At 58.9% G+C, this 25124-nt stretch carries 22 protein-coding genes and 2 pseudogenes; 12 read left to right on the top strand and 12 right to left on the bottom strand.

What is annotated here, in order from left to right:
* Nucleotides 1-90: 90 nt before the first annotated feature.
* Nucleotides 91-483 (bottom strand): hypothetical protein, encoded by a 393-nt coding sequence (locus tag KRR23_RS16215; protein WP_216743330.1) that lies wholly within the window; start codon nucleotides 481-483, stop codon nucleotides 91-93.
* A 904-nt stretch (nucleotides 484-1387) separates the two neighbouring features.
* On the opposite strand from KRR23_RS16215, the gene pbpG reads away from it, so the two are divergent.
* A complete protein-coding gene (gene pbpG, locus KRR23_RS16210; protein ID WP_216743329.1) occupies nucleotides 1388-2329 on the top strand; it encodes a D-alanyl-D-alanine endopeptidase in 942 nt (313 codons plus the stop codon).
* 81 nt (nucleotides 2330-2410) lie between these two features.
* Here pbpG and KRR23_RS16205 read toward each other — a convergent pair whose 3' ends face one another.
* Nucleotides 2411-3085 carry a peptidase C39 family protein gene (locus KRR23_RS16205; RefSeq protein ID WP_253912130.1) on the bottom strand — a complete coding sequence of 225 codons (675 nt, stop codon included), beginning with the start codon at nucleotides 3083-3085 and terminating at the stop codon, nucleotides 2411-2413.
* A 213-nt stretch (nucleotides 3086-3298) separates the two neighbouring features.
* Between KRR23_RS16205 and KRR23_RS16200 the strand changes: the two genes are divergently transcribed.
* Nucleotides 3299-3469, top strand: a complete 171-nt coding sequence (locus KRR23_RS16200; protein ID WP_173860006.1) for a hypothetical protein — start codon at nucleotides 3299-3301, stop codon at nucleotides 3467-3469.
* 86 nt (nucleotides 3470-3555) lie between these two features.
* Here the strand turns inward: KRR23_RS16200 and KRR23_RS16195 are convergent, their stop codons facing one another.
* Both KRR23_RS16195 and KRR23_RS16190 read right to left on the bottom strand, forming a co-directional pair.
* The gene (locus KRR23_RS16195; protein ID WP_054596534.1) at nucleotides 3556-4305 is read right to left on the bottom strand and encodes a TerC family protein; all 750 of its coding nucleotides are present in this window, start codon (nucleotides 4303-4305) and stop codon (nucleotides 3556-3558) included.
* A 29-nt stretch (nucleotides 4306-4334) separates the two neighbouring features.
* Entirely contained in the window at nucleotides 4335-4586 is a 252-nt protein-coding gene (locus tag KRR23_RS16190) for a hypothetical protein (RefSeq protein WP_216743327.1), read from the bottom strand.
* Between the two features lie 135 nt (nucleotides 4587-4721).
* Between KRR23_RS16190 and nhaR the strand changes: the two genes are divergently transcribed.
* Nucleotides 4722-5621 carry a transcriptional activator NhaR gene (nhaR, locus tag KRR23_RS16185; RefSeq protein WP_216743326.1) on the top strand — a complete coding sequence of 300 codons (900 nt, stop codon included), beginning with the start codon at nucleotides 4722-4724 and terminating at the stop codon, nucleotides 5619-5621.
* A 4-nt stretch (nucleotides 5622-5625) separates the two neighbouring features.
* Here the strand turns inward: nhaR and KRR23_RS16180 are convergent, their stop codons facing one another.
* Nucleotides 5626-6780 (bottom strand): MFS transporter, encoded by a 1155-nt coding sequence (locus KRR23_RS16180; RefSeq protein ID WP_145018966.1) that lies wholly within the window; start codon nucleotides 6778-6780, stop codon nucleotides 5626-5628.
* A gap of 325 nt (nucleotides 6781-7105) precedes the next feature.
* Between KRR23_RS16180 and sstT the strand changes: the two genes are divergently transcribed.
* Nucleotides 7106-8338: a serine/threonine transporter SstT gene (gene sstT / locus KRR23_RS16175; protein ID WP_216743325.1), complete on the top strand. Its 1233-nt coding sequence runs from the start codon at nucleotides 7106-7108 to the stop codon at nucleotides 8336-8338.
* A gap of 65 nt (nucleotides 8339-8403) precedes the next feature.
* On the opposite strand, the gene KRR23_RS16170 is transcribed toward sstT, so the two are convergent.
* Nucleotides 8404-8913, bottom strand: a complete 510-nt coding sequence (locus KRR23_RS16170) for a DUF1993 family protein (RefSeq protein ID WP_216743324.1) — start codon at nucleotides 8911-8913, stop codon at nucleotides 8404-8406.
* 232 nt (nucleotides 8914-9145) lie between these two features.
* On the opposite strand from KRR23_RS16170, the gene KRR23_RS16165 reads away from it, so the two are divergent.
* The 3 genes and pseudogenes from KRR23_RS16165 (at nucleotide 9146) to KRR23_RS16155 (ending at nucleotide 11181) form a co-directional block, all read left to right on the top strand.
* Complete coding sequence (locus KRR23_RS16165) at nucleotides 9146-9847, top strand: VIT family protein (RefSeq protein WP_216743323.1); 702 nt, start codon at nucleotides 9146-9148, stop codon at nucleotides 9845-9847.
* 201 nt (nucleotides 9848-10048) lie between these two features.
* Nucleotides 10049-10595 (top strand): annotated as a pseudogene (locus KRR23_RS16160) (Hsp20/alpha crystallin family protein).
* Between the two features lie 199 nt (nucleotides 10596-10794).
* Entirely contained in the window at nucleotides 10795-11181 is a 387-nt protein-coding gene (locus tag KRR23_RS16155) for a hypothetical protein (RefSeq protein WP_216743322.1), read from the top strand.
* An 84-nt stretch (nucleotides 11182-11265) separates the two neighbouring features.
* On the opposite strand, the gene KRR23_RS16150 is transcribed toward KRR23_RS16155, so the two are convergent.
* The 3 genes from KRR23_RS16150 to KRR23_RS16140 form a co-directional block, all read right to left on the bottom strand.
* The gene (locus tag KRR23_RS16150; protein ID WP_216743321.1) at nucleotides 11266-12378 is read right to left on the bottom strand and encodes a helix-hairpin-helix domain-containing protein; all 1113 of its coding nucleotides are present in this window, start codon (nucleotides 12376-12378) and stop codon (nucleotides 11266-11268) included.
* 138 nt (nucleotides 12379-12516) lie between these two features.
* A complete protein-coding gene (locus tag KRR23_RS16145; protein WP_216743320.1) occupies nucleotides 12517-13176 on the bottom strand; it encodes a cytochrome c in 660 nt (219 codons plus the stop codon).
* A 25-nt stretch (nucleotides 13177-13201) separates the two neighbouring features.
* Nucleotides 13202-14620 (bottom strand): cytochrome C, encoded by a 1419-nt coding sequence (locus KRR23_RS16140; RefSeq protein WP_216743319.1) that lies wholly within the window; start codon nucleotides 14618-14620, stop codon nucleotides 13202-13204.
* 447 nt (nucleotides 14621-15067) lie between these two features.
* Between KRR23_RS16140 and KRR23_RS16135 the strand changes: the two are divergent.
* Nucleotides 15068-15664 (top strand): annotated as a pseudogene (locus KRR23_RS16135) (erythromycin esterase family protein); the annotation flags it as partial.
* A gap of 71 nt (nucleotides 15665-15735) precedes the next feature.
* Here KRR23_RS16135 and KRR23_RS16130 read toward each other — a convergent pair.
* Complete coding sequence (locus tag KRR23_RS16130; RefSeq protein ID WP_216743318.1) at nucleotides 15736-16443, bottom strand: phosphoribosyltransferase; 708 nt, start codon at nucleotides 16441-16443, stop codon at nucleotides 15736-15738.
* Between the two features lie 370 nt (nucleotides 16444-16813).
* Here KRR23_RS16130 and prs point away from each other — a divergent pair, with 370 nt between their 5' ends.
* From prs to KRR23_RS16110, 4 genes are read left to right on the top strand one after another with little or no spacing between them, the layout of a single operon-like run.
* The gene (prs, locus tag KRR23_RS16125) at nucleotides 16814-17779 is read left to right on the top strand and encodes a ribose-phosphate pyrophosphokinase (protein ID WP_216743317.1); all 966 of its coding nucleotides are present in this window, start codon (nucleotides 16814-16816) and stop codon (nucleotides 17777-17779) included.
* 49 nt (nucleotides 17780-17828) lie between these two features.
* A complete protein-coding gene (locus tag KRR23_RS16120; protein WP_216743316.1) occupies nucleotides 17829-18647 on the top strand; it encodes a polysaccharide deacetylase family protein in 819 nt (272 codons plus the stop codon).
* On the top strand, nucleotides 18644-19918 hold the full coding sequence (locus KRR23_RS16115; RefSeq protein WP_216743315.1) for a putative glycoside hydrolase: 1275 nt from the start codon (nucleotides 18644-18646) through the stop codon (nucleotides 19916-19918). Before KRR23_RS16120 ends, KRR23_RS16115 begins: the two co-directional genes overlap by 4 nt.
* A complete protein-coding gene (locus tag KRR23_RS16110) occupies nucleotides 19870-22257 on the top strand; it encodes a serine hydrolase (protein WP_253912129.1) in 2388 nt (795 codons plus the stop codon). The genes KRR23_RS16115 and KRR23_RS16110 overlap by 49 nt, the downstream gene beginning before the upstream one ends.
* Before the next feature lie 24 nt (nucleotides 22258-22281).
* Here the strand turns inward: KRR23_RS16110 and KRR23_RS16105 are convergent, their stop codons facing one another.
* Nucleotides 22282-23172, bottom strand: coding sequence for a universal stress protein (locus KRR23_RS16105; protein ID WP_216743314.1), 891 nt, complete (start codon nucleotides 23170-23172; stop codon nucleotides 22282-22284).
* A gap of 173 nt (nucleotides 23173-23345) precedes the next feature.
* A complete protein-coding gene (groL, locus tag KRR23_RS16100) occupies nucleotides 23346-24962 on the bottom strand; it encodes a chaperonin GroEL (RefSeq protein WP_216743313.1) in 1617 nt (538 codons plus the stop codon).
* Between the last annotated feature and the right edge of the window lie 162 nt (nucleotides 24963-25124).

The following is a 25124-nucleotide window of genomic DNA, read 5'->3' as shown; positions in this document are numbered from 1 at the left end:
CTAATTGGCGGGGTTCCTTGTTTTATATCACCTTGAAATAAAGGAGTTGACACTAACAACTTCATCTAGATCAAAGCAACTCTTCACACACTACTGAATTTTCAGGAACGGATCGAAGGTCATCTGCTTCCCATCCATTGAAAGCACTACCGAATACTGCAAGTTCCCTTTATAACCTTGCGCCTCGACCTGCCCCTTCCAGTAATTACCTGATGGATCGACCACCAACTTAGGAAGGCAAATCCTATCATTGACCATCTGACCAGTAAAACCATCTATCTGCACATCACTGGAAGGAGAGACAGGCGATACAGTCCAATTAATGTATTGCCCTTCAACACATGCTGTATAGAGCTCCGCCTGACCTTCACTGCCCGAACCGCAGTGCTTATTACTGTCTATCAGGTACACATTATCCTGGAGATTGCCTGATGCCAGCGCGTTCTCGACATCGACAACAATCAAAACATCTACTGATTTCATCACACTATTCCTTTTGTGTAAGTTGTTTTAGCGTTGTCAAGCCGCTTGAACCATCAGCATCTGGGCGTGCTCGCTTAGGGGGAAGCATGAGGTGTCCGGACAGCGCACATTCACGCCCTTCCATAGGCTTTGGCACGAGGCATTCAATGCCCGATTACAACTGTCCCAGCCATACAACTGGATCAAAAAACCAACTCGCAACATTTCACCGAGTCGACAGCATTAGTGACAATCAGCCGCATATCGTCTTTCCGTGAGCGGACCTGATGACGCTGTATAACTTGTCGCTCAATGCGAAGGTGAGATTAGCACCACTCATTTAAAAGTAAAGGCGCAAGCTTCTATCCCTACAAATAAAAAAACCACATAACCGCCATATTTTTGGCGAGCGTTTTTCCTAGCAACAACAAATACCTTACATTCAAGACTCAACAGCCACCCTATTACGTGACAAAATTTTGAACCGCCTCCCACCACTCACCACTCGCCGTGACCACTGACAATTAGTGCTAACCCCTAAACTTAAACCCACCCACAACCACTTTAATGGTTACCACTGTTTAATAGAGCGTTTCTCTATATCCATTTTAACGTTAAATTCGCTATTAACAGATCTGAAACCACAACCGTTCGAAATAACCTGCCCGCATGACCAGCCCCCCTACCTGACCACACGAAGCCTTATTGTCTTACGCCAAAGCAATCACATCATGTGCTTCCCGAGCATCGACGACGCCTGTGAATCAGACCGTTACAGAGCCGATACACCCTAAAATATTTTTCATCTGAAGCACCTCTACAGCAGGCGTATAGCGCTTTCCTAGCACATACTCATAAAATGTTACGTTTCTCCCAGAAAGCCCGTTGCAGAACGGCATATTCATACCTTACCGAGTCCGCCCGCGTGAAAATCCGTCTATCCATCCTGAGCCTATTTTTTGTACTTACAGGCCCTCTTGTCACATCAAACGTCTACGCACGTGACACAACCGCGGCACCTCGAGACACCTCACAACTGCGCATTGCCTCCGGCAGTGCGATGGTGATCGATCTGCAAACCGACAAAGTCATCTATGCCAGCAACCCGGACGTGATCGTGCCGATCGCCTCGGTGACCAAATTGATGACCGGGCTGATCGTGCTGGACGCCAAGCAGAACATGGACGAATACATTTCCGTATCGATCAGTGAAACCCCGGAAATGAAAGGTGTGTTCTCCAGGGTCAAACTCAATAGCGAACTGTCGCGCAGGGAAATGCTGCAGATTGCACTCATGTCCTCGGAAAATCGCGCCGCAGCGAGCCTGGCCCACCACTACCCAGGCGGTTATGCAGCGTTTATCGCCGCAATGAACGCCAAAGCCAGGGCGCTGGGCATGACCAGTACCCATTACGTCGAACCGACCGGCCTGTCAGTCCACAACGTTTCCACGGCCCGCGACCTGAGCAAACTGCTCCAGGCTGCACGCAAATACCCGATGCTGAGTGAACTGAGCACGACCAAGGAAAAAACCGTGACGTTCCGCAGACCCAACTACACCCTGGGTTTTCACAACACCGACCACCTGATCAACAAAGCCGACTGGGACATCAAGCTGACCAAGACCGGCTTTACCAATCAGGCCGGCCACTGCCTGGTATTGGTGACGAGCATGGGTAATCGCCCGGTTTCGCTGGTGATTCTCGATGCCTTCGGCAAGTACACCCACTTTGCGGATGCCGGACGGATTCGTCAGTGGGTTGAAACCGGCAGGAGCACCTCCGCGCCGAGTGTTGCCCTGCAATACAAAGCCGAGAAAAATCTGCAACATCGTCAAGGTAGCGGCATGGCGCAGACCGGCAAGTAAGCGCAAGAAAAAAGGCCCGCGACGCGAGTCGGGGCCTTTATGGATAACGGCGCCCCAAGGCGCCGTTTTTATCCGGCTCGATTAATGGGCAACCAGTGCTTTGGTCGCCTTGGTTGCTGCCTGCTCCTGTCCAGCCCGAGCCAGATCGTCAGCGGCCTTGAGCCAGCGCTGCGAGTCAACCTTGGCCGGAATCTGGGTCGGCCCCTGAATCAACACCGCCCACCCGCCAGCATTTTCGAACGCGGACTCGAACGACGTGAAGCTCATCAGCAACCGGCGGTCCATTCCTGAACGCAGCAGCACCGTCTGCTTGTGACGGTTGTAGCCGGCGAGAATCGCGTACCTTGGCTCTTTCCAAAATGCCGAACCTTCGCTGAAGCGCAGCAACACCGGGTAACCCGCCGCGACCTGGGTCAACAGTGCCGGCAGATTGCTGTCCAGCGGATACACCACCATCCCGTATTCACGCGCCAGGTTCTGCATGTTCTGCTGCAACTGCGCCTCGGCGCCCGGCAAATGCAGCGGCTTGTCGAGCAGCCCCGGGGTAATCACGATGCCTTGCTGGGAAAGCATGCTGGCCAGCGATTGCGGCCCGCTTTGGTAGGCTTCGCCACGGTAAAACGGCATACCACTAAGCTCGACGCGCTCAGGCAGACGCTGGATTTCAGGTTGCACACTCCCGGCACAACCGGCCAGGCTCAGGACACAGGCCGCGGCCAGCAGGGCGCAGCGGAATCGGGAAAGTACCGGCAACATCATCACTCACTTGTTCAGGCGCCAGGCAAACGGTCTCCCGGCTTCGCTCATGATCATAGCAGTGGTATAGCCTTTAACGGCAGTCACATGCAGTTGATAGAGCGAACGGGTTGGAGACTCATCACACGTGGTCAATTGCCTGCAACACATCAGCGACTAGACTGACCCTTGTACAGAGTGTGTGCCCGAAGCAGGGCAAAGAGGAGGCACTGAATGAGCCTGACGATGATAATCCTGATGCTGATCGGTGGTTGGCTGGCCGTTGCCGCCGCGATGCTGTGGGGCGTATTGCGCATCACCCGCAGACACCAGCACGCCTATATTCCACCTGCGGCACCCGGCAAAGTCGAGAAACCTGCCCGGCACCACGTCACAGCACACTGATCGATTCGGTTCAAATCCCCCACAAATCAAAACGGCCACCTGCACGTTGTCGAGTGCAGATGACCGTTGGTGATTTACCTTAACGCTTACGCCTCAGCAGCGACCCGCTTCTCCCGAGCCCGACGCGACAGCATGTTCAGACCTTCAATCGTTGCCGAGAATGCCATGGCCGCATAGATGTAGCCTTTCGGTACGTGGGCACCGAAACCTTCGGCGATCAGGGTCATGCCGATCATGATCAAGAAGCCCAGGGCCAGCATCACCACTGTCGGGTTGTCATTGATGAATTTGGCCAGAGGCTCGGCCGCCAGCAACATCACCATCACCGACACCAGCACCGCGATGATCATGATCGGCAAATGCTCGGTCATGCCGACAGCGGTAATGATGCTGTCGATGGAGAACACCAGGTCGAGCATCAGAATCTGACCGATTGCCGCGGCAAAACCCAATGTCACGCCGGACGTTTTCGACGTCGGATCCTCGGCTGGCGGATCCATGCTGTGATGGATTTCAGTGGTCGCCTTCCACAACAGGAACAGACCACCGGCGATCAGGATCATGTCTTTCCACGAGAACGCGTGGTTGAACAGTTCAATCACCGGCTCAGTCAGCTGCACGATGAACGCGATGGTGCTCAGCAAGCCCAGACGCAGGACCAAGGCCATGCTGATACCAATGCGGCGGGCCTTGGCACGGTGCTGCACGGGCAGCTTGTTGGTCAGGATCGAGATGAAGATCAGGTTGTCGATGCCGAGCACGATTTCCATCACGATCAACGTAGCCAGGGCGACCCAGGCTGTAGGGCTTGCTGCGAGTTGTAAAAGATAGTCCATGGGTCAGTCCTGACTCGGTGTTGAACGGGTTAGATTTCCTGCGATGTGCCAGGTGTTTTCTCGCTATCGTCAGCGGGTTTTTCCTTGTTGCCGACGATGTTCGAAGTGGCGTCGCTCAGCGCTTGCTCCGCCGCCTTATGCGTATCGTCGATCGCCTGCTTGGCGGTTTCGGCCGCTTTGCCCATCAATTGCTGGGCGCTTTTTTCGGCCTGGTCACAGCCCGTCAGCAGCAGTGCAGAGAAGGCCAGCAACGAAGCAGCGGCCAGGGAGTTGAGTTTCATTATGTTTTCCTCGATAGAGCGGACTTGACCAAGGGAGTGGCCCGTCGATAGCGAGGCATTCTAAAGAGGCAAACACATCAGGAAAATTCGTATTTTTAGCGGCTATACTTCGGTTTTTACGAATCGGTAAAACGCATGCTCAATTATCGGCAATTGCATTACTTCTGGGTCGTGGCCAAAACCGGCAGCATCGTGCGTGCGTGCGAGCAATTGAACCTGACTCCGCAGACCATCAGCGGGCAGATCAGTCTGCTCGAACAAACCTATGGGATAGAGCTGTTTCAACGGGTTGGCCGGCAACTTGAACTGACCGAGGCCGGACGGCAGACACTGCCTTACGCCGAGCAGATGTTTCAACTGGGTGGCGAGCTGGAGGCCATGCTTCGGGCGCAGCCCAATGAACAGCAGATTCTGTTCCGGGTGGGCGTCGCTGATGTGGTGCCCAAATCCATCGTCTATCGCCTGATTGCACCGACCATGGAGTTGACTGAGCCGCTACGCATCACCTGTCGCGAGGACAAACTGGAGCGCTTGCTGGCCGATCTGGCCATTCAGCGGCTGGACCTGGTGATCTCCGACAGCCCGATGCCGTCGCACCTGGATATCAAGGGTTACAGCCAGAAGCTTGGCGAATGCGGTATCAGTTTTTTCGCCACCAAGGCGCTTGCACAACGCTATGGCAAAGACTTCCCGCGTTGCCTGCACGGCGCGCCCTTGCTGATTCCAGGACAGGAAACCGTGGTGCGCAGCCGCTTGCAGCGCTGGTTCGCCGAACAACAAATTCAGCCACGTATCGTCGGCGAGTTTGATGACAGCGCCTTGATGCAGGCGTTCGGCCAATCCGGCAGCGGGATTTTCATCGGCCCGAGCGTGATTGCCGATGAAGTGAGACGCCAGTATGGCGTCGAGTTGATCGGGCAAACCGATGCCGTGACCGAGTCGTTTTACGCGATCTCGGTCGAGCGCAAGGTCAAGCATCCCGGTATTGTCGCGATTACCGAAGGTGCCCGACGCGAGCTGTTTACCGCGCCTTGAAGCCTCAGGCGCAGACGGCCGGGGCTTTGACCTTCATCAGCAACAACGCCAATACAATCGACACCAGGATAAAACCGGCCGCCGCAAACCCCAGGCTGCCCAGGCCCAAGGTGTCGATCACATGCCCACCGACCATCGCCCCCAAGCCAATCCCCAGATTGGCCCCGGCGATGTTCAGCGACGCGGCAAAGGCTGGCGCCTGCGGGGCGGCTTTCATCAAGCGCACGTGACTGACCAGGAACAGTGCGGCTTGGGTCACACCCCAGATACCCATCGCCGCGGCCAGCCCCAGCGTCGAATGAATACTCGGCACCAGCGCCACCATGCCGCCGATCATGAAGCCACAGAACACCATCGACGCAATCAACGGATGGCGATCGACCATGCGTCCGCCCAGCGAGTTGCCGATCAGCCCGACCGCACCAAAGCCCATCAGGCACCAGCCGACTACGGTGCCGTTGAAACCGGCCAGCCGCTCAAGGATGTCGGCCAGGTAGGTGTAAGCGGTAAACATCCCGCTGAAAACCAGAATCGACAACAGCACATGCCCCTGCATCAGTGGGCTGCGCAGAATCTTGAACTGTGAACGCAAGCTCACCTGCTGGTTGTGCAGATTGGTTTTCGGCAAATAGATAAACAGCAGCAGCGCCTTGGCCAAGGCAATGACCGCGAGAATGCCGAACGCCGTGCGCCAGCCGAACGCATCGGAAATTAACGTACCGACGGGGATCCCGAACACGGTCGCGCAGACAATCCCGAATCCGATCTTGGCTATCGCCCGCCCCGCATAGTCCGGCCCGACGATGTCCACGGCCGTTTCACTGGCCAGCGCCCAGAACACCGGCAAACCCAACGCCGGAATCAGCCGCGCGACGGCCATCACGCCAATATTCGGCGCCATGGCCGCCAGGGTGTTCGCCAGCCCGAACATGATCAGCACGCTGATAAACAGACGCCGACGTTCAAAACGCGCGAAGTACGCAGTCAGGAAAGGTCCGAAGGCGGCGACGGTAAACGCGAACAAGGTCACCAGCAGTCCCGCCTGGGAAACGCTGACGTCGAGGTCGCGAGCGATCGACGGTAACAGACCGACAATGATGAATTCTGTGGTCAGCACGGTGAAACCGGCGGCTGACAACAACAGGATGGGCAACAGCATGGGGTAACTCCAGAAAACGACAACGCCAGCGACAGCCCAAGGGCTCACTGAGGGGAGATGAAAAAGTGGATGGCGAAGCTTAACAGAGTGTGTCCGACAGCGCTGGCGCAAACCTGACACATCCGCTTAAACACTCGGGCGGCAGATCGTCACAGGTCTGAAGGATCACGCCTACGCTGTGATAGAGTCCGCGCCCGCAAAAAATTCACCCTTGCTCGTCCGCCAATGCAGATGACGCAATGTGCGCTTGCCCGGTCAGCCTGCCCGTTTGTTGCTGACCGGGTTTCTCGATTCACGGCACCTTAAAAAAATCAGAGATACCGCTATGACTGCTGCTCCGCCTACTCTTTTGCAAAGACTCAAACACACCAGCCTGGTCACGCAAATCGTCATTGGCCTGATCGCCGGTATTGCCTTGGCGCTGTTTGCGCCTGAGGTGGCGAAATCCACCGCGTTCATCGGCAAAGTGTTTGTCTCGGCACTGAAAGCCGTCGCACCGATTCTGGTATTCGTGCTGGTGATGGCCTCGATCGCCAACCACAAACACGGCCAGGAAACCCACATCAAGCCGATTCTGTTCCTGTATCTGCTGGGCACCTTTGCCGCAGCCGTAGTGGCAGTGGTGGCCAGCAGCCTGTTCCCTTCGAGCCTGGTGCTGTCCACCCACGACGTGGCAATCAGCGCGCCCGGCGGAATCTCCGAGGTCTTGCAAAGCCTGCTGCTGAGCGTGGTCGACAACCCAATCAGCGCGCTGATGAACGCCAATTTCATCGGCATTCTGGCGTGGGCAATCGGCATGGGCATCGCCATCCGCCATGCCGGCGAAACCACCCGTACCGTACTGGGCGACCTGTCCAACGGCGTCACGGTGATCGTACGCCTGGTGATTCGTTTTGCTCCACTGGGGATCTTCGGCCTGGTCGCCTCCACGCTGGCCACCTCGGGCTTCGGCGCGCTGATCGGTTACCTGCATCTGCTGGCCGTACTGCTGGGTTGCATGCTGTTCGTGGCGCTGGTGATGAACCCGGCCATCGTCTTCTGGAAATTGCGCCGCAACCCCTACCCGCTGGTGCTGACCTGCCTGCGGGAAAGCGGAATCACCGCGTTCTTCACCCGCAGTTCAGCGGCGAACATTCCGGTCAACCTGGAACTGAGCAAGCGCTTGGGCCTGCATGAAGACACCTACTCGGTATCGATCCCGCTGGGCGCGACCATCAACATGGCCGGTGCGGCGATCACCATCACGGTGCTAACCCTGGCGGCTGTGCACACGCTGGGGATTGCCGTGGACATCCCGACCGCAGTGCTGCTCAGCGTGGTCGCGGCGATCTGTGCCTGCGGTGCTTCGGGTGTGGCCGGCGGTTCGCTGCTGTTGATTCCGCTGGCGTGCAGCCTGTTTGGCATTCCGAGCGAGATCGCCATGCAAGTGGTGGCGGTCGGCTTCATCATCGGCGTGCTGCAGGACTCGGCAGAAACCGCGCTGAACTCCTCCACCGACGTACTGTTCACCGCGGCGGCTTGCCTGGCCCAGGAACAGAAAACCGCACAGGTCGCGTAACAAACCGCCGTCATAAAAAAACCCGCCAAGTTCACACCTTGGCGGGTTTTTTGTTGCTGGCGGGTTTAGAACGCGCCCATGTAATCGCGCTTGCCGACTTCAACACCGTTGTGACGCAGGATCGCGTAGGCGGTGGTGACGTGGAAGAAGAACTGCGGCAGGCCGTAGGTCAGCAGGTAAGCCTGGCCACTGAAGCGTTTTTCTTTCGGGGTGCCTGGGCGGGTAACGATCTCGATACCTTCCTTGCCGTTGATTTGTTCAGGCTTGATGCCGTCGATGAAGGACAACACCTTGGCGAGCAGTGCTTGCAGCTCGGCGAAGGTCACTTCGGTATCGTCGTACTTCGGCAGTTCGATTTCGGCCAGGCGGGCAGAAACGCCTTTGGCGAAATCAACGGCGATCTGCACCTGACGCACCAGCGGGAACATGTCCGGGTACAGACGTGCTTGCAGGAAGGCGTTCGGGTCGATGTTTTTGGCGGTGGCGTGAGCTTCGGCCTTGTTCAGAACATCGCTCAACGCGTTGAGCATTTGCTTGAAGACCGGAACGGAAGCAGCGTACAGAGAAATAGTCATGGCAGTCTCGTAGGGTGGAGGGTGTTGTGAAAGGAGTAAAACGTGGGCGCGATTATAGCCCTGCTTGCAGCGACGTGCGGCGTGGTCTTTGATCTCACAAAGGGAAATATCGGTTGTTGCCGGACAGCTCCAGGCGCAGATTGGAAATCGCTGAAACAACCAGGCCAGCGGTTTATTTTTTCAGGTGTTTTCTGATCGGCATCGATTCAACGACAGTGAGCAGATTTCAACGATGAAGTTCTTTCGCAGACACGCTGAAGCCCATAAACACGAGCGGATCGGCTGGCTTCGGGCCGCGGTATTGGGGGCTAACGACGGCATTGTATCGACCGCCAGTCTGCTGATCGGCGTCGCCGCGGCCAATGCCACCCATAGCACCTTGCTCGTCACAGGCGTGGCCGGGCTGGTGGCGGGTGCGATGTCGATGGCGGCGGGCGAATACGTCTCCGTGCATTCCCAGGCCGATACCGAACGGGCTGATTTGTTGCGCGAACAAGCAGAGCTTGAGACAGCGCCGCTTGCCGAACACCGGGAGTTGGCGGCCATCTATGTGGACCGCGGTGTTGAACCCGAGCTGGCCAGTAAAGTCGCCACGCAGCTCATGGCGCACGATGCTCTGGGCTCACATGCGCGCGACGAACTGGGCATTTCCGATGCGCTCAGCGCAAAACCGCTGCAGGCGGCAATGTCCTCGGCGGCAAGCTTTGTGGTGGGCGCCGCATTGCCGCTGGGCGTGACCATCCTCGCGCCGACCCACAGTGTGATTGCCTGGATATCCGGCATGTCACTGGTTTTTCTGGGCGCTTTAGGCGGCATTGCCGCCAAGGCAGGCGGTGCCAATCTGCTGATCGGGGCGTGGCGGGTGACGCTGTGGGGCGCGCTGGCGATGGCCATTACTGCAGCAGTCGGTATTTCATTTGGTGCAGTTGCTTAGCGCTTATATGAAATGAACTTGGGTGATGCCCGCCAGATTGCCCCGCCATCCATGCCTGTTTGACTGGTTGTCATCCTTCTGATCTAGATCAAATCCCGATGGGTCATACACGTAGAAATTAAGAATCGACGATCGTGCCATCGCGCAGGCGTCCAAAACGTGAGCAGTCGCCTCCCACATCACCCAAGAGGAGAACTGAAAATGGCCAATTCCGTGAAAAGAGTACCGGTTCATACCGAAAAAAAAAGCAAGTCCGCTCCCAGCGACGACTGACCTTTGGCGTCCTCTGCAAAAACTGCGGGAACAGGTCGATCACCTGTTCGAAGACTTCAATCGAGGTCCTTTGGGATTATCGCCATTCAGCCGTGGGCTGTTCGATGTCGAGCCTGTTTTGTCTCGTGAACTGTTCGGTTACGGCATCCCCGCCGTCGACATTACCGAGAAAGACAAGAGCTTCGAAATCACCGCCGAACTGCCCGGTATGGACCAGAAGGATGTCGAGATCAAACTGTCCAACGGCAGCTTGATCATCAAAGGCGAAAAACAGGAAGACAAGGAAGAAAAAAGAAAGGGCTATTACCTCTCCGAGCGTCACTACGGCTCCTTCGAACGGGTGTTCAACCTGCCTAAAGGGGTCGACGCCGATAAGATCGAAGCGAGCTTCAGCAAAGGTGTGCTGAGCGTAACGCTACCGAAAAAGCCCGAAGCCATGAAACCGGAGAAAATTGTGCCGATCAAAGGCAATTGAACCGATGACCGTCCTCCTCACCTTGCCGGGAAACCGGCAAGGTTTTTTTGCATCGAACATCATGACGGGGTACACACCGCCCCCTATTAGCAGCCCGTCTATCCGTTTTCCCGTGCGTATGCCGGTTTTCTGATGTGGATCAGATTTTCCCCCTGAGCGGCTCCTATTCTCGAATTGCCCCCACGATTGGGTAGACATCATGAATATCGACTCGGTAAAACGTTGCACGCTGATAGGGGCAATCCTGATCGCCACGTGCCTTGCATTACCGGCCAACGCCGACCGACACGGAGGCGGTCATATCGGCGCTCCGTTCTGGTGGGGCATCGGTCTTGGCTTGGGACTGGGCTGGGAAGGCGCGTACCTTCGTGGTCCGTATTACTACCCCTCCTACCCGGTTTACTACTACCCGCCCCCTGTTTATTACTACCCGGCCAACCCGCCCGTGGTGGCAGCGCCCCCCAACACCCAGACTGCGCCAAGCTGGTATTACTGCCCTTCAGCCAAAGGCTACTACCCTTATATACGCCAATGTCCTGAAGCCTGGCGCCTGGTTCCGGGGACACCCTCCGGGCCCATACAGTGACAGGCGCAGCTGATTTCTCGGAGGTCATCCGGCACGTCGCTGACGAAAGGGAATGGAGCATCTCAATCCCGCACCCACAGCTACTCATCCCCGCGCGGAACAGGAACAGGCGCTCAGGAACGCCTTGAGTTCCTTCAGGGGACGGATGTTGAGCACATCGGTTTTTTCCAGCCAGGCACGGCGTGCCTGAGCGATCCCATACTGCAAATAGGCGAAGTCAACGGTGCGATGCGCATCCGAGTCGATGGCAATGAGCACCCCTTCATCCTTGGCATAGCGGCACTGCAGGTCGAACAGGTCCATGCGTTGCGGCTGCGCATTGAGTTCCAGACAGCAACCACGCTGCCGGGCCGCCTTGATGATGACCGGCAGATCGAGGTTCAGCGGGTCGCGCTCATTGATCAGCCAGCACAGCGAGTGCGCCAGAATCGTGAAATAGCGATGATCCATCGCCCTGAGCAAGCGTTGGGTCTGTTGACGCAACGTCAGGCCGAAATGGCTGTGTACGGCGCCGACCACCAGATCCAGACGCCCGAGGATATCGTCCGGCAGGTCCAGGCTACCCTCTTCGAGAATGTCCGCCTCGATGCCCGGAAGCTGTTGCAGGTACTCGGTCAGCCGCAGGGCCACCAGCGCCACAAAGGCCAATGGCAATCGACGGTCCCTGCCGATGCCCTTCTGCCCGGCGTGCAACAGTCGGGCTTCGATCTTTTCGCCAAAACCAGGCAGATGGCGAATGCGTCCCTCTTTGGCCGCCTGACACAGGTGCTGCGCGGTTTCGATGCCCGGATCGTGATAAAGGTGTTTGACGCGTTTGGGCCCCAGTCCGGAGATGGAAAGCAGCTCGACCAGCCCAAGGGGCAATGTCGTGCGCAGGCGTTGGCGCAGTGCGCAATCGCCGGTGGTGACGATTTCGTTGATCTTGCCGGCAAGGTCGACCCCGATGCCCGTGAGTTTGGGCAGCGGTTCACCCCGCACGATCAGCTTCGCGACCTCAAAGGTCAAAGCCCTCAGGGTTCGCGCTGCATTGCGGTAAGTGCGGATACGGAAGGGATTGGCGTCCTCTATTTCCAGCAGATCGGCGATATCGTCAAAAATCCCGGCGACTTGATCATTGCCGATCGTCTGCCCGACCTTGGCCGATGAAGGAGGCAAGGTTGGCAACGGCTCTGGAAGCGGTGCCGCAGTGGGCTTCATGGCGCAATCCTGACTCAGTGGAGGTCACTGGGTCAGGATTGCCGATCCCTCCACACGGTCATTGATATAGATCAGACAGTGCCTGAAGGCCAGGAACCGCGACGTGCCCGCAGGCTCATCACCGATGCCGCGAAGGCCTCATTTTTTTGCCCCGAGTGTCGCAATGTAATGCGCGACAGAGGCTGCATCTTCATCAGACAGGGAATGGGTGACCTGCTTCATCAGGGCGCCACGCGGGCGCTGGTCGGTCTGCTGGAACACCTTGAGCTGGCGGATCATATAGTCGGCATGTTGACCCGCCAGGCGCGGAAACTGACCATTGCCCTGGCCCTCGGCACCATGGCAGGAGCTGCACTGAGCCACGCCCGAGCCAGGCAAGCCCTTGCGAAAGATCAATTCACCGCGCGCATCAGGCTTATCGGTGTCAGCCTTCATGGGGCTCTGACTGGAAAAATAGTCGGCCAGTTCGCTGATCTGGGTCTCAGTCAAATGGGTAAACCCCCACATGTATTGAGTCCCGGTTACATCGCTGCGTGCATGGCCCTTGAAGTCCGCCAGCTGCAACTTCAGGTACTCTTTTTGCTGGCCGGCCAACTTGGGAAACATCGGCGAGATGGACTCCCCCGTCAGCCCATGGCACATGGAACAAACCTTGTTGACCATGGCGATACCGGGCATGGGCGAGGTTTTTTCCGATGCCTGCTCGGTCGTACCGGTGCAGCCCGTGAGCGCAACCACACAGAGGGCAAGAAATAAATGCGATCGATTGAAAGAACCCTTCATGCCCATTGCGTTCATGGTCTACGCCCCTGCGCTCAACTGATCAAAACGCGTACCACATATAAAGATACGTGGTGTCGTTTTCGCTGGCATCACGGCCATTGCCGTCATAGTTGTTCGTTGCGCCTAGATAGCGGGTGAAATAGTTGTATTGGAGCCCGACCCTCAGGTTCTGCATCGGTAACCAGAACACCTCTGGCGTCCACATTCGTGTATCGGGTGAAAAGTTGGCGCTGTCCGGGTATGCCGTGGCATCCGAGCTGCCATTGACATTGGTATACGCCAGACTCGCACCATATTTGGAACGGTACACATAACTGCCCTTCAATTTGAATGATCGCAGGGTTGCAGGTCCGTCAAAGAGTGTCTGGGTGTCATCCCTGATTTCTTCCTTGACATAGCGTATCTGTGCCGTGAAAGCATGGGGTTCAAGGAGGTACTGATACTGGCCATCGAAGCCGACGTCCCGGTACTCGGTGCTGCCCTGGCCGTGGATCGGATTGTTGGAATCATCCATGGGCAGAATTTTGGCATTCATCGCAAAGGCGCCCACCATCACGTTTTGGGCCCCCCATTCGTAGGTATAGGCCAGCCTTGCATAAGGGCTTGAGCCATCCATGTACGTCAGCGGATGGTAGGTGTCGCCCTTCTTGTTGCCCAGACTCAGAAACTGCCATGTGTCTTTGGCTGTCTGGTAGGAGGTCAGCTCCAGATACAACGACTTGTTCAAATAAACATAGGCACCGATACCCGCCACCTGTTGAGCCAATCCCCCCTCAATCAGTGTAGAGGTCGGGACCCCGCCGAAGGCGCCCAAGGTTGAACTGACATAGGGATAGCCCCAGGCAGGCGTGCTGTTCCAGACATCCTGAACCGTGGGGTTGTTATTCAATGTAACCCCCCAGATGACATCACTCGAGGTATCCACCCGGCGGTCTGCATAACGCAGGTCAAAGTTGTCCGAGCCCAGGTGACTGACCCAATTACCCGAAGCATCCTGGTGGTCATACGAGCTGTAGGTGAATTGGGCGAAGCCGCCGATGACGTCAGTGATTTTTCCACCGAGGAACACGCTGCCGAAATCAATGATGAATTGCTTGTCTTTGGGTGAAATCGAGCTGCCCGCACCGTCGCTGTTGTTACGCGTCGAGGTGAAATCACCGACGATCATCGCGGCCAGGGGGTTGGTTTGTACGCCGTTGGTGTACCCCGTCAGCTTGAACAGGCGCCCATAAGGTGTCAGTTCAGGAAACTGCCCACCCGCATGGCAGGCAACGCAGCTTTGCCCTGTCTGACGTGCAAAGGAAGGCAGGGCCTGGGCCGACTGACAAAACAGCAGCACTAATAGCGCCCCCAACAGGGTGCCCGGTCGCCGAAGCAAGTTGATTAAAAAAGCCGGCCCGGAAAAAAAACACCGTTCCACCGCGCTCTTCCCGCCTGCCTCGTCGTTCTTCACATACATTTCAGTTCCCTCTGAAGAGACTGTCGAACGATTCAACCTTGAATGGAGCCTAGCCAGACGCTGGCCGTTTACAAGCTCCATCACGCGTTTCGCCGTTCAAGCCTGCAACGCGCATCGTGCCCATGGCGTCAGGTCATATTCAGCGGCCTGCGGGCGTGTGATGCGGACACTGTCTCTTGGGGCATTGCATCCTTTGTTGACGAAACTCAATGAATCCTCTGGATCAAGGTGTAGGAATGATCGAAGAGGCAGCCCAGAGTGCTGCACGTCGGGTAACCCCTCGCTTATAGGGACGACACTCATGACCTCAACTTCCCAACGCTTGCTGGAAAAACTGTACGGTCCGCGCAACAACGTTTCGAGGGCGCCTATTGCCCCTCTGTTACGTCAATACGCGGAACCGCTGCCGGATTTGAATTCAAACGCATTCGGTGAAATGTTCGACCGTATCGAGGCTCGACCGCCTCCTGGAACCTGCGTGACCGGCACATGTTCGACACGCTACGTGCGTTGCTTGAGCACCGCGGTCCTCACGCCAAGGCCGTGGTCTGGGCGCACAACTCCCATATCGGCAATGCCGCTGCCACGGAAATGGGCTGGAAGGGCCAGTTCAATATCGGTCAGCTGTGCCGTAGCGCCTATGGGCGCGATGTCGTTCTGATCGGCATGAGCACCGACCGTGGCCAAGTGGCGGCAGCCGATGACTGGGACGCCGATATGCTCATCAAGAACATCCGGCCGTCTCGTGCAGACAGTTGGGAGCATCAGTTCCTTAAAGCCGGTGTCCCCGCGTCTTTGACCGACTGGCGGGATCCCCTGCGCGAAGACTTGCGCAAGGCGCTGTCCGAACTCCTGCTGGAACGGGCCATCGGGGTGATTTACCGTCCCGAAAGCGAGCGCGCCAGCCACTACTTCGAGTCGGTGCTGGCCGAGCAATTTGACGCCATGGTGTGGATTGAACAGACGCAACCGGTGACGGCGCTGCCTCTGCCGAAAGGCCAGACGCTGGAACCGGAAGACGAAACCTTTCCGTTTGGCGTGTGATACCGGTCAAAGGCAGACGCAAGTCGGCTGACAGTTCCACGTCCTCCAGGCTCAGTTTTCGATAGCGAGACTCAAGCATCGGAGTTCTCCTGAGGGGCAATGCCCGTACTGGACTCTCGTTGCCAGGCTCTTTGCAATAGATCGATGACTTCCGCGTCCGAGGTCTGGGTGAAGTTCATGTACCAATAGCCGATCGACATCAGCCACTCGGGAATGAGCGGACACACCAGTTCATCCACTTCGGTGCGCAGCGCCTCGACCGTCTCAAGTGGTGCCACGGGCACGGCAACAACAATGCGCGACGGTGCTTGCAGACGCACAGCGTGGATCGCGGCCATCATCGAGGCCCCTGTCGCCAGGCCGTCATCGATCAGAATCACCACCTGGTCCTTGAGTACTGCCGGAGCACGCGTTGCCCGGTACAAATGCTCACGACGAGAGAGTTCCCGGGTTTCCCGTGCGACCACGGCATCGAACGTGTCCTGATCAATCGGGTGAAGCCGTAGCGCCTCCTCGTTGACAATTTGTATGCCGCCGCTGGCAATGGCGCCCATGGCGAACTCCTGATGGGACGGAACGCCCAACTTGCGGACCAGCATCAGGTCCAGGCGAACCTCCAGGGCCGTGGCCACTTCATAGGCCACTGGAACCCCGCCACGGGGCAAGGCCAGCACGATGACATCCGGTCGATGAGCGTATTTGAGCAGCGGTTCGACCAGGGTTCGACCGGCAGCAGTCCGGTCTCGCAAGGTGGTATTCAGTGAGGAACTCTGGGTCATTTGGAAACCTCCTGAGGCAATCGAGCCACATCCGCACCGGCTTCAAGGCACCTGTTACAGGACATGTTCAGGCGTACTGCCGAGAAACTTTTCCAGGCCATGAGCGCGTGGGAGGCGTTCAGCCGTGTGTCAACACCCGTTTTTATTCAGGTTCCTCCCCTGAAGTCTCCCCGGTCTTGATTTATATCAAGTCCCCGTCACCGCCATCGGCAACACAGTCCCTGCGCTATGATTAATCCATCGGCTCTCGACGGGAGACTGCTATCTGCGTGTATATGGCGCAACTCGGTGCTCGTCTGGTCTACACAGCAGTAGACCGTAAGCCGTCCAGGCGAGGCGTGTTCGATGAGTGCCTCGAAGGAGCCAACACATGCTCACCGAACGCCCGCTTCTGTTTGCCCTGCAAGGCAGTGAGCACTACGCGAGCCGCGTCGCGCAGCGGCTTGGCTGTCAACTGGCGCGCCATGAAGAACGCGACTATGAAGATGGCGAACATAAATGCCGACCGCTGGAGTCGGTCAACGGGCGCGAGGTGGTGGTGTTCCATTCCTTGTATGGGGATGACCGGCAGAGCGCAAACGACAAGCTGTGTCGGCTGCTGTTTTTTTGTGGCGCACTCAAGGATGCCGGCGCTCGCCAGGTGCAGGCCGTGACGCCCTACCTCTGCTACGGGCGCAAGGATCGTCGTACCCAACCTCAGGACCCGACGATCACCCGCTACGTGGCGGCCATGATTGAAGCCTGCGGCGTGGATCGCCTGGTCGCCCTGGAGGTGCACAACCCGGCAGCGTTCGACAACGCCTTTCGCATCCCGACCTGGAACGTGCAGTGCGCAGAATTGTTCGCCGGGCATTTCGCCGCGCTCGTCGGCGACGCCGAGGTGGTGTCGGTTTCCCCGGACGCTGGCGGCACCAAGCGCGCCGAGCAATTTCGCCAGGCCCTGGAGCGGCAGCTGGGACGCGCGGTAGGCGGTGCACTGATGGAAAAGCACCGTGCTCAAGCAACGTTCACCGGCACGCTGCTGGTGGGTGAAGTGCTGGGTAAAACCGCGATCATTTTCGACGACCTGATCAGCACCGGTGAAACGCTGATGCATGCGGGCCTCGCCTGCCAGCAGGCCGGTGCCACCCGGTTATTTGCAGCCGCCACCCATGGTTTGTTCACCGGTGGCACCGATCTGCTCGACAAGCCACTGTTTGAACACTTGGCGGTCTCTGACAGCGTGCCTCCGTTTCGCCTGCCAGCCGACTGTGTGACGCGCCACTTGCACGTACTCGACAGCACGGCTCTGGTGGCCGCGTTATTGGCTGAATCTGCATCATTGAGCATCGTATGAACGTGCTCGGACCGGGTCCCTCTGTGCGCCCGTACGGCGGGTTGCTTATATGAACGGTTCGATCCGGCTTCTGGTGTGCGCTGTGCTGGTGTGCATCTGGGGTCAGGCCTTGGGCGCGGACAACACCGGGCAAAACGCCGAACCGCGCGTCACGATCCTCGTTTACCACCGTTTTTCGCAGACACTGGACGACTCGATGACCGTGCGCATGAGCACCTTCGAAACCCAGTTACGCGTCCTGCACGAGCATGGTTACCACATCGTGCCGCTGCGTGAAGTGGTCGACTGGTTGCGCGACCCCAATGCGACGCTACCGCAGAAACCGGTGGCGATCACCGTCGACGACGGGCATCGCTCGGTATTCGAAAAGCTGCTGCCCATCGTGCAGCGCGAGCGTTTTCCGGTCACGCTGTTCATCTATCCTTCGGCGATCTCGAACGCCTCCTATGCAATGACCTGGGAACAATTGCGCAGCCTGAAACAGACCGGACTCTTTGACATCCAGGGGCATACGTACTGGCATCCCAATTTCAAGGTCGAGCGCAGACACCGTACGCCGGAAGATTTCCAGCAATTCGTGCGCATGCAACTCGACAAATCCCGTCAGCGCCTCGAGGCGCAAACCGGTACGCATATCGACATGCTCGCGTGGCCTTTCGGGATCTACGACGACGAGTTGATCGCACTCGCCGCCGACGACGGTTACGTCGTCGCCTTCACCCTGGACGCGCGCAAGGCGGACCGGCATGCGCGGCTGCTCGCGCTGCCGCGCTTTCTGATGACCGATGCCTACGGCGCCAGCGCATTCGCGCACCTGCTTGGCGAACCGAACACCCCGGCAATACCCGCAACGGAGAGCTCACGATGACCTTCATCAGCGCAGTGAGGCGCTATGCAATCCCGACGCTGTTCGTCGCCATCTCTACCCTGTTGAGCCAGCGAGACGCCCTGGCCGTCACGGGTGTCGTGCTCGACTCAAGCACACAGAACCCGATCGCCGACGCGATCATCACGACATCGGCGGGTGTGATGCGCACCGACGAACACGGGCAGTTCGAAATCGCTCAGGCGGTGGAGAGCGTTGCGGCCCGCGCTCCGGGGTATCTGCGCACCGAGGCCAAGGTCTCCGGCGATACACCTGTGAGACTCGCATTGACCCCGTTTCGCCCGAAAGCGCTCTACTTGTCGGTGTTCGGCGTGACCAACAAGGCGCTGCGCAATAATGCCCTCAGCCTTGCCGAAAGCAGCGAGATCAATGCGCTGGTGATTGACGTCAAGGGCGACCGCGGCCTTACGCCATATCGCAGCGCGGCGCGCGATGCCATCGGCGCGGCTGCCCGCGTGACGGTGCGCGCACCACAGGACCAGGACCTTGCGGCGCTGCTTGCCCGGCTGCATGCGCAACACCTGTATCTGATCGCGCGCATCGTGGTGTTCAAGGACGACCCGCTCGCCAGCGCGCATCCGGAGTGGAGCGTGCACACCGCAGAAGGCCAGCCGTGGCGCGATGGCGAGAGCCTGCAATGGATGGATCCGTTTTCGCAGGATGTATGGCAGCACAATCTGGACGTCGCCGAGGAGGCGGCGCGGATGGGCTTCGACGAGGTCCAGTTCGACTATGTGCGCTTTCCCGACAAGAGCGGGCTGCACTTCGCCCTCTCCAATACCCGGCGCAACCGGACCGCGGCGATCGTCGGCTTCCTGCAGGCCGCACGCACACGGCTGGCGCCCTACAATGTATTCGTCTCGGCGGACATCTTCGGCTACGTCTGCTGGAATCTGGACGATACCGCGATCGGCCAGCAAATCGAATTGCTCGGCGAACCGCTCGACTATATTTCGCCGATGCTCTACCCGTCCGGTTTTACCTGGGGACTGCCGGGCTTGACCAATCCGGTCAGCGATCCCGCTCAGATCGTCAGACGCTCCCTGACGGAGGCGATGAAGCGCACCCATCTGCCGGGGGTGCGTTTTCGTCCGTGGCTTCAAGCCTTTCGCGACTATGCGTTCGATCGTCGCCTGTTTGATGCAGCGGCGATCAGTGCCCAGATCAACGCCGCCAATGCAGCCGGCACCGATGGATGGATGTTATGGAATCCACACAATCACTACAACGCCGCCGATTTGCCGCACCCTTGATCGGTGTGCTGAAACGCTGGGCGATGCTGCTTGCAATGGCGGCGGCGCAGTTCGCGGGTGCCGCCGATTTCGATGCGGCGGCGCGCCTGCAAGCTGCACAGATTGTCGAGGGGCAGATCACCGCCGGACGCGTTCCGGGTGCCGTCGTCCTGATCGGGGACGCCACGCACGTGTTCTATCGCCAGGCCTTTGGGCAACGCGCGACAACGCCCGACCCCGAACCGATGACGCTGAGCACCGAGTTCGATCTCGCGTCGCTGACCAAGGTCATCGCGACCACCACGGCGATCATGCAACTGGCCGAAGCGGGCCGCATCAACCTGGACGCACGCGTTGCACAGTATTGGCCGGCCTTTTCGGCCTTCGGCAAAGACGCGGTGACCGTTCGTCATCTGCTGGCGCACACCTCGGGGCTGCTGCCAGACCTGCCTGTGCGGCCACTGCATCCGGACCGCGAAGGTGTGTTGAGCGCTATCGCGGCGCAGCGCCTGCGGAGCGTGCCAGGCGAGCGCGTCATCTACAGTGACCTGAATTTCGTGGTGCTGGGCGAACTGGTCGAGCGCATCACCCACCGCACCCTCGGCGCGTATTGCCAGGCCTACATCTTCGGCCCGCTCGGTATGCGTGACACGGTCTTTGTGCCCGACCCCGGGCGAGCCGCCCGCAGTGCGCCGACACTGGCGAACAAGGCCGGTATCCGCCGCGGCCGGGTGCACGATCCGACGGCTGAATGGATGGGCGGCGTCTCCGGCAACGCCGGGTTGTTTTCCACCGCGGATGACCTCGCCCGCTTCGCGCAGATGATGCTCAGCGAGGGGCGCGCTGGCAGCCTGCAGATTCTGCGGCCAGCGAGCATCGCCGCGCTCGCCAGTGCCGCCTCGCCGCTCGCGACTCCACCGTGGCGCGGACTCGGCTGGGACCTGGCCGCACCGTTCGCGTCGAACCATGACCGTCTGCCACCGATTGGCATGATCGGCCACACCGGATACACCGGCACCGGCCTGTGGATCGATCCGCTGACGCGCCAGTTCATCGTTATCCTGACCAACCGCGTATACCCGGACGACCGCGGTGACGCCCGCCCGCTGCGTGCGCAGTTGCTCGCGCTGCTGGCTAGCCGGGCCCCGGCTGCGAGCGTCGCGCAAATCGGCCAATTACTGCCATCGACGTTACCGGCACTGAGTGCCGCCGATCGCCTGCCGATCTCGACGGGCCCGGTGCAGACCGGCATCGACGTGCTCGAGACGCAGCGGTTTGCGCCGCTCGCCGGCAAGCGCGTGGGTTTGATCACCAATCGCAGCGGCTTCGACGCCGAGGGCCGGCGCACCGTCGACGTGCTCGCGCACGCACCTGGCGTCAGGCTGGCCGCACTGTTCTCGCCGGAGCATGGGCTGAATATCGATATGGACGAGCGGGTCGGCGACACCCTCGACACCGCGACCGGTCTCACTGTGCACAGTCTCTACGGCGCGGCGCGGCGCTTTCCGGCCGGTTCGCTCGCTGGACTGGATGCGCTGGTCTTTGACATTCAGGATGCCGGCGCGCGCTTCTTCACCTACGAGACGACGCTCGGTTACGCACTCGAGGCCGCCGCGGCGCGGCGCATTCCGCTGTTCGTGCTGGACCGGCCTGATCCGCTCGGTGCGCAGCGATTCGGCGGACCGGTGCTGGACAGCCGTCAAGAATCGTTCACCGGCTATTTCCCGGCGCCGCTACAGCCGGGCATGACGGTCGGCGAACTGGCGAGTCTGTTCAACCGCAACAAGCACATTGGCGCAGATTTGCGCGTTGTGCCGATGCAGGGCTACCGGCGTGAGATGACCTTCGCCGACACCGGGCTCGGTTGGGTGCCGCTCTCGCCAAACCTGCGCACGCTGTCCCAACTGGACCTCTACCCGGATGTCGGTTTACTCGAGGGCGCGAGACTGAGCGTGGGGCGCGGCACACCGCATCCGTTCGAGTGGATCGGCGCGCCGTGGATCAACGCGACCGAACTCGCCCATGCGCTGAATGCCCTCAATGTTGGCGCGCATTTCGAGCCGATCGACTTCGTGCCCACCGAATCGAACTGGCACGGTCAGCTCTGTCATGGCGTGAGCATCACTCCCAACCCAGTGCCTGAGCAACGTCCCGTCGCACGCCTGGGATTGACGCTGCTCGCCACGCTGCATGCGCTCTATCCCGGCGAGTTCGATCTTACGGCGACCCGCGGTTCAATCGGCTCGCAAGCCGTCTGGCAAGCCATTCGCGACGGCGTAGCGCCTGACGCCGCGCAAGCGCTCGATGCCGCAGCGCTTGAGCGTTTCGCACGACTACGGCAGGAGAACTTGTTCTACTGATCTTGACGCAACACGCCACAGCCCCTAGACCGCGAGCACGCTGCAAGGCACCTGATACAGGATATGTTCAGTCGTACTGCCGAGCAGTTTTTCCAGCCCGTGGGACTGGACTCTGCCCATCACGATCACATCCACCTGTTGCTCGTCGGCAAACTCGCTCAACGCCGAGACGGGGCTCCCCATGATGAAATGTCGACGGTCAGAGGGCACACCGAATCGACCGGCCAAGCGCAGAAATGACTTTTCCAGCTCTCTGCGCATTTCCCGGGTAAGGTCCGCCAGCGTCAGCCCGCCGCCGCCCATATCGCCGAGATAGGCCGCCGAAATGTCACAGGCATACAGCAGATGCAACTCGGCATTGCACTGCAGCGCAAGACTGTTGGCCTGCTGGATGATCCGGTCATTCAGTTCGCTGTTCGAAGACTCGGTATCTGACGAGTCAACCGCTGCCACCACCTTGCGCGGCAAGGCATGACCACTCGCGCCCACCAGATACATCGGTATCGGGCAGTGGCGCAGCAAGTGCCAGTCCAGGGGGGTGAAGAATGCGCGCTTGAGCGCTGGTTCATGCTGCACTTGCTTGATCAGCAGGTTGGGCTGCATTTCGCTGACGTGATCAAGGATCGCCTGCTGCATGTCGTCGGCCCATGCCACCTCGGTGGTCACCTCGACCCCTCTGCCGCGCATTTTTTGCGCCTGATCCTTGAGCCAATCGCTATGGTCCTGGAGGTAACTCTGCCGAGCTTTTTCCCGGATGCCTTCTTCAAGCAGTGCAAGAATGTCCAGCGACTGTACTAACGCGGCAATATGCAAGCTCGCCCCGCTGGCCTTGGCCAGGGCGGCGGCATGGTGTATCGCAGGGGAATGGCGCAGGGCCGGGTTGATGATCAGCAATAACTTTTGATACTGGCTCATGATCTGGACTCCAGACAGGTGGGGCATCGACGCCTGCCGCTGCCCCGTGCCGGTGGTCAGCCATTGCGTCCTCGCTGGATCAAATCACCAGCGTCAACTCAGCGTCCTCCCCACAAGCCTGCTTGATCTTGATTTATATCAAATCACCGCGCACCGCCGCAGCGCGGTGCGCGTCATTCGGGAAACGCTGGCTGGGCAGGCGTTTCCTTTTCCGGGATATCGGTCATGGTCGCCTCGGTCAGCAGCAGGATACTGGCGACTGAAACGGCATTTTCCAGCGCAATACGCACCACCTTGGTCGGATCGATAATGCCGGCTTCATACATGTCCACATAGACATTGGCTGACGCGTCGAAGCCAATATTCCCCGGCTCCGCCAGCATGCGCGCAACGACCACGCCGGCATCCACCGCCGAGTTTTCCGCGATCACCCGGGCCGGCGCTTCGAGCGCTCGGCGAAGTATCTGCAAACCGGTTTTGGCATCGCCTTCATAGCTGGCCTCCTCGGCCGCGATAATCGGTACAGCTTTGAGCAATGCCAGCCCGCCCCCCGGAACGATGCCCTCGGCAATCGCCGCCCGAGTCGCCGAAATGGCATCATCCAGCGCATCCTTGCGCGCCTTCATTTCGGCCTCGGAAGGCGCCCCGACCCGGATCACCGCGACACCGCCCGACAACCTGGCCAGTCGTTCCTGGAGTTTTTCACGGTCGTAATCGCTGGTAGTCGCGTCCATTTGCACGCGCATCTGTTGCAGGCGCGCCTCAATCGCCTCGCGTTGACCGGCGCCGCCGATCAACGCCGTGCTGTCTTTTTGCACCACGACGCGATGCGCTCGTCCCAACTGGCTCAAGTCCACCTGTTCCAGACTGATGCCCAGCTCATTGGAGACCACCGTTGCCCCGGTCAGGACGGCAATGTCCTGGAGCATTTCCTTGCGTCGATCACCGAAGCCTGGGGCCTTGATCGCCACCGCGCGCAATACGCCACGGATCTGGTTGACGACCAGCGTGGTCAGCGCCTCGCCCTCTATGTCGTCAGCGATCAGCACCAGTGGCTGGCCACTTTTGGCGATCAACTCAAGCAATGGGATCAAGTCTTTGAGCACGCCGATCTTATGGTCACAGAGCAGCAGGTAGGCATCATCGAGTTCAACCTGCATTTTCTCGGTATCCGTCACGAAATACGGCGAGACGTAACCACGGTCAAAACGCATTCCTTCCATCACCTCGACCACGGTCTCAGTGGTCTTGGACTCCTCGACACTGACCACGCCTTCAACGCCGACTTTTTCCAGTGCGTCTGCAACCAGCTGGCCGATAACCGCATCGTTATGCGCCGACAGCGTGGCCACCTGGGCCTTTTCCTTGGGGGTACTGACCGGGCGCGATTGGCTTATCAACGATTGCACGACCAGCAACAGTCCGCGGTCCAGGCCGCGCTTCAAATCGATCGCACTGGCACCGGCAACGACGTTACGTATTCCGTCGGCCAGGATTGCATGGGCCAGCACCGTTGCCGTGCTGGTCCCGTCCCCGACCGCATCGCCGGTACGTTCCGCCGCCTGACGCAGCATCTGGGCACCCAGAGCTTCCTCGGGGTCTTGCAGGTCGATTCGCTTGGCAATCGTCACGCCGTCGTTGCAGACCGTCGGATTACCCCATTTGTTCTGAATCAACACCGATTTCGATTTGGGCCCAAGGGTCACCCGCACCGCGTCCGCCAGCTGGGTGGCACCACAGAGGATTTTCTCGCGAGCGGCAGCACGAAACAGAATTTTACTGTGAGCCATAGGTTGCTCTCCCGAGTCATGCTGCAACAGGCAGGTACTTGCAGATTCCATGAAATGGCCCACGCGACGTTGATTTTTATCAACAAAGTCACGACGTCTCGGGGCCTTCACGGGTACCTGCATGTAGCGCGTTTTATCAGGACGGGACTAAACGCTGTCACG

Source organism: Pseudomonas sp. CVAP#3 (assembly GCF_018986375.1).
Taxonomy (GTDB): Bacteria; Pseudomonadota; Gammaproteobacteria; order Pseudomonadales; family Pseudomonadaceae; genus Aquipseudomonas; species Aquipseudomonas helvetica.
Note: the sequence above shows the minus strand (reverse complement) of the source record. Positions and strands in the feature narration are given on the sequence as shown.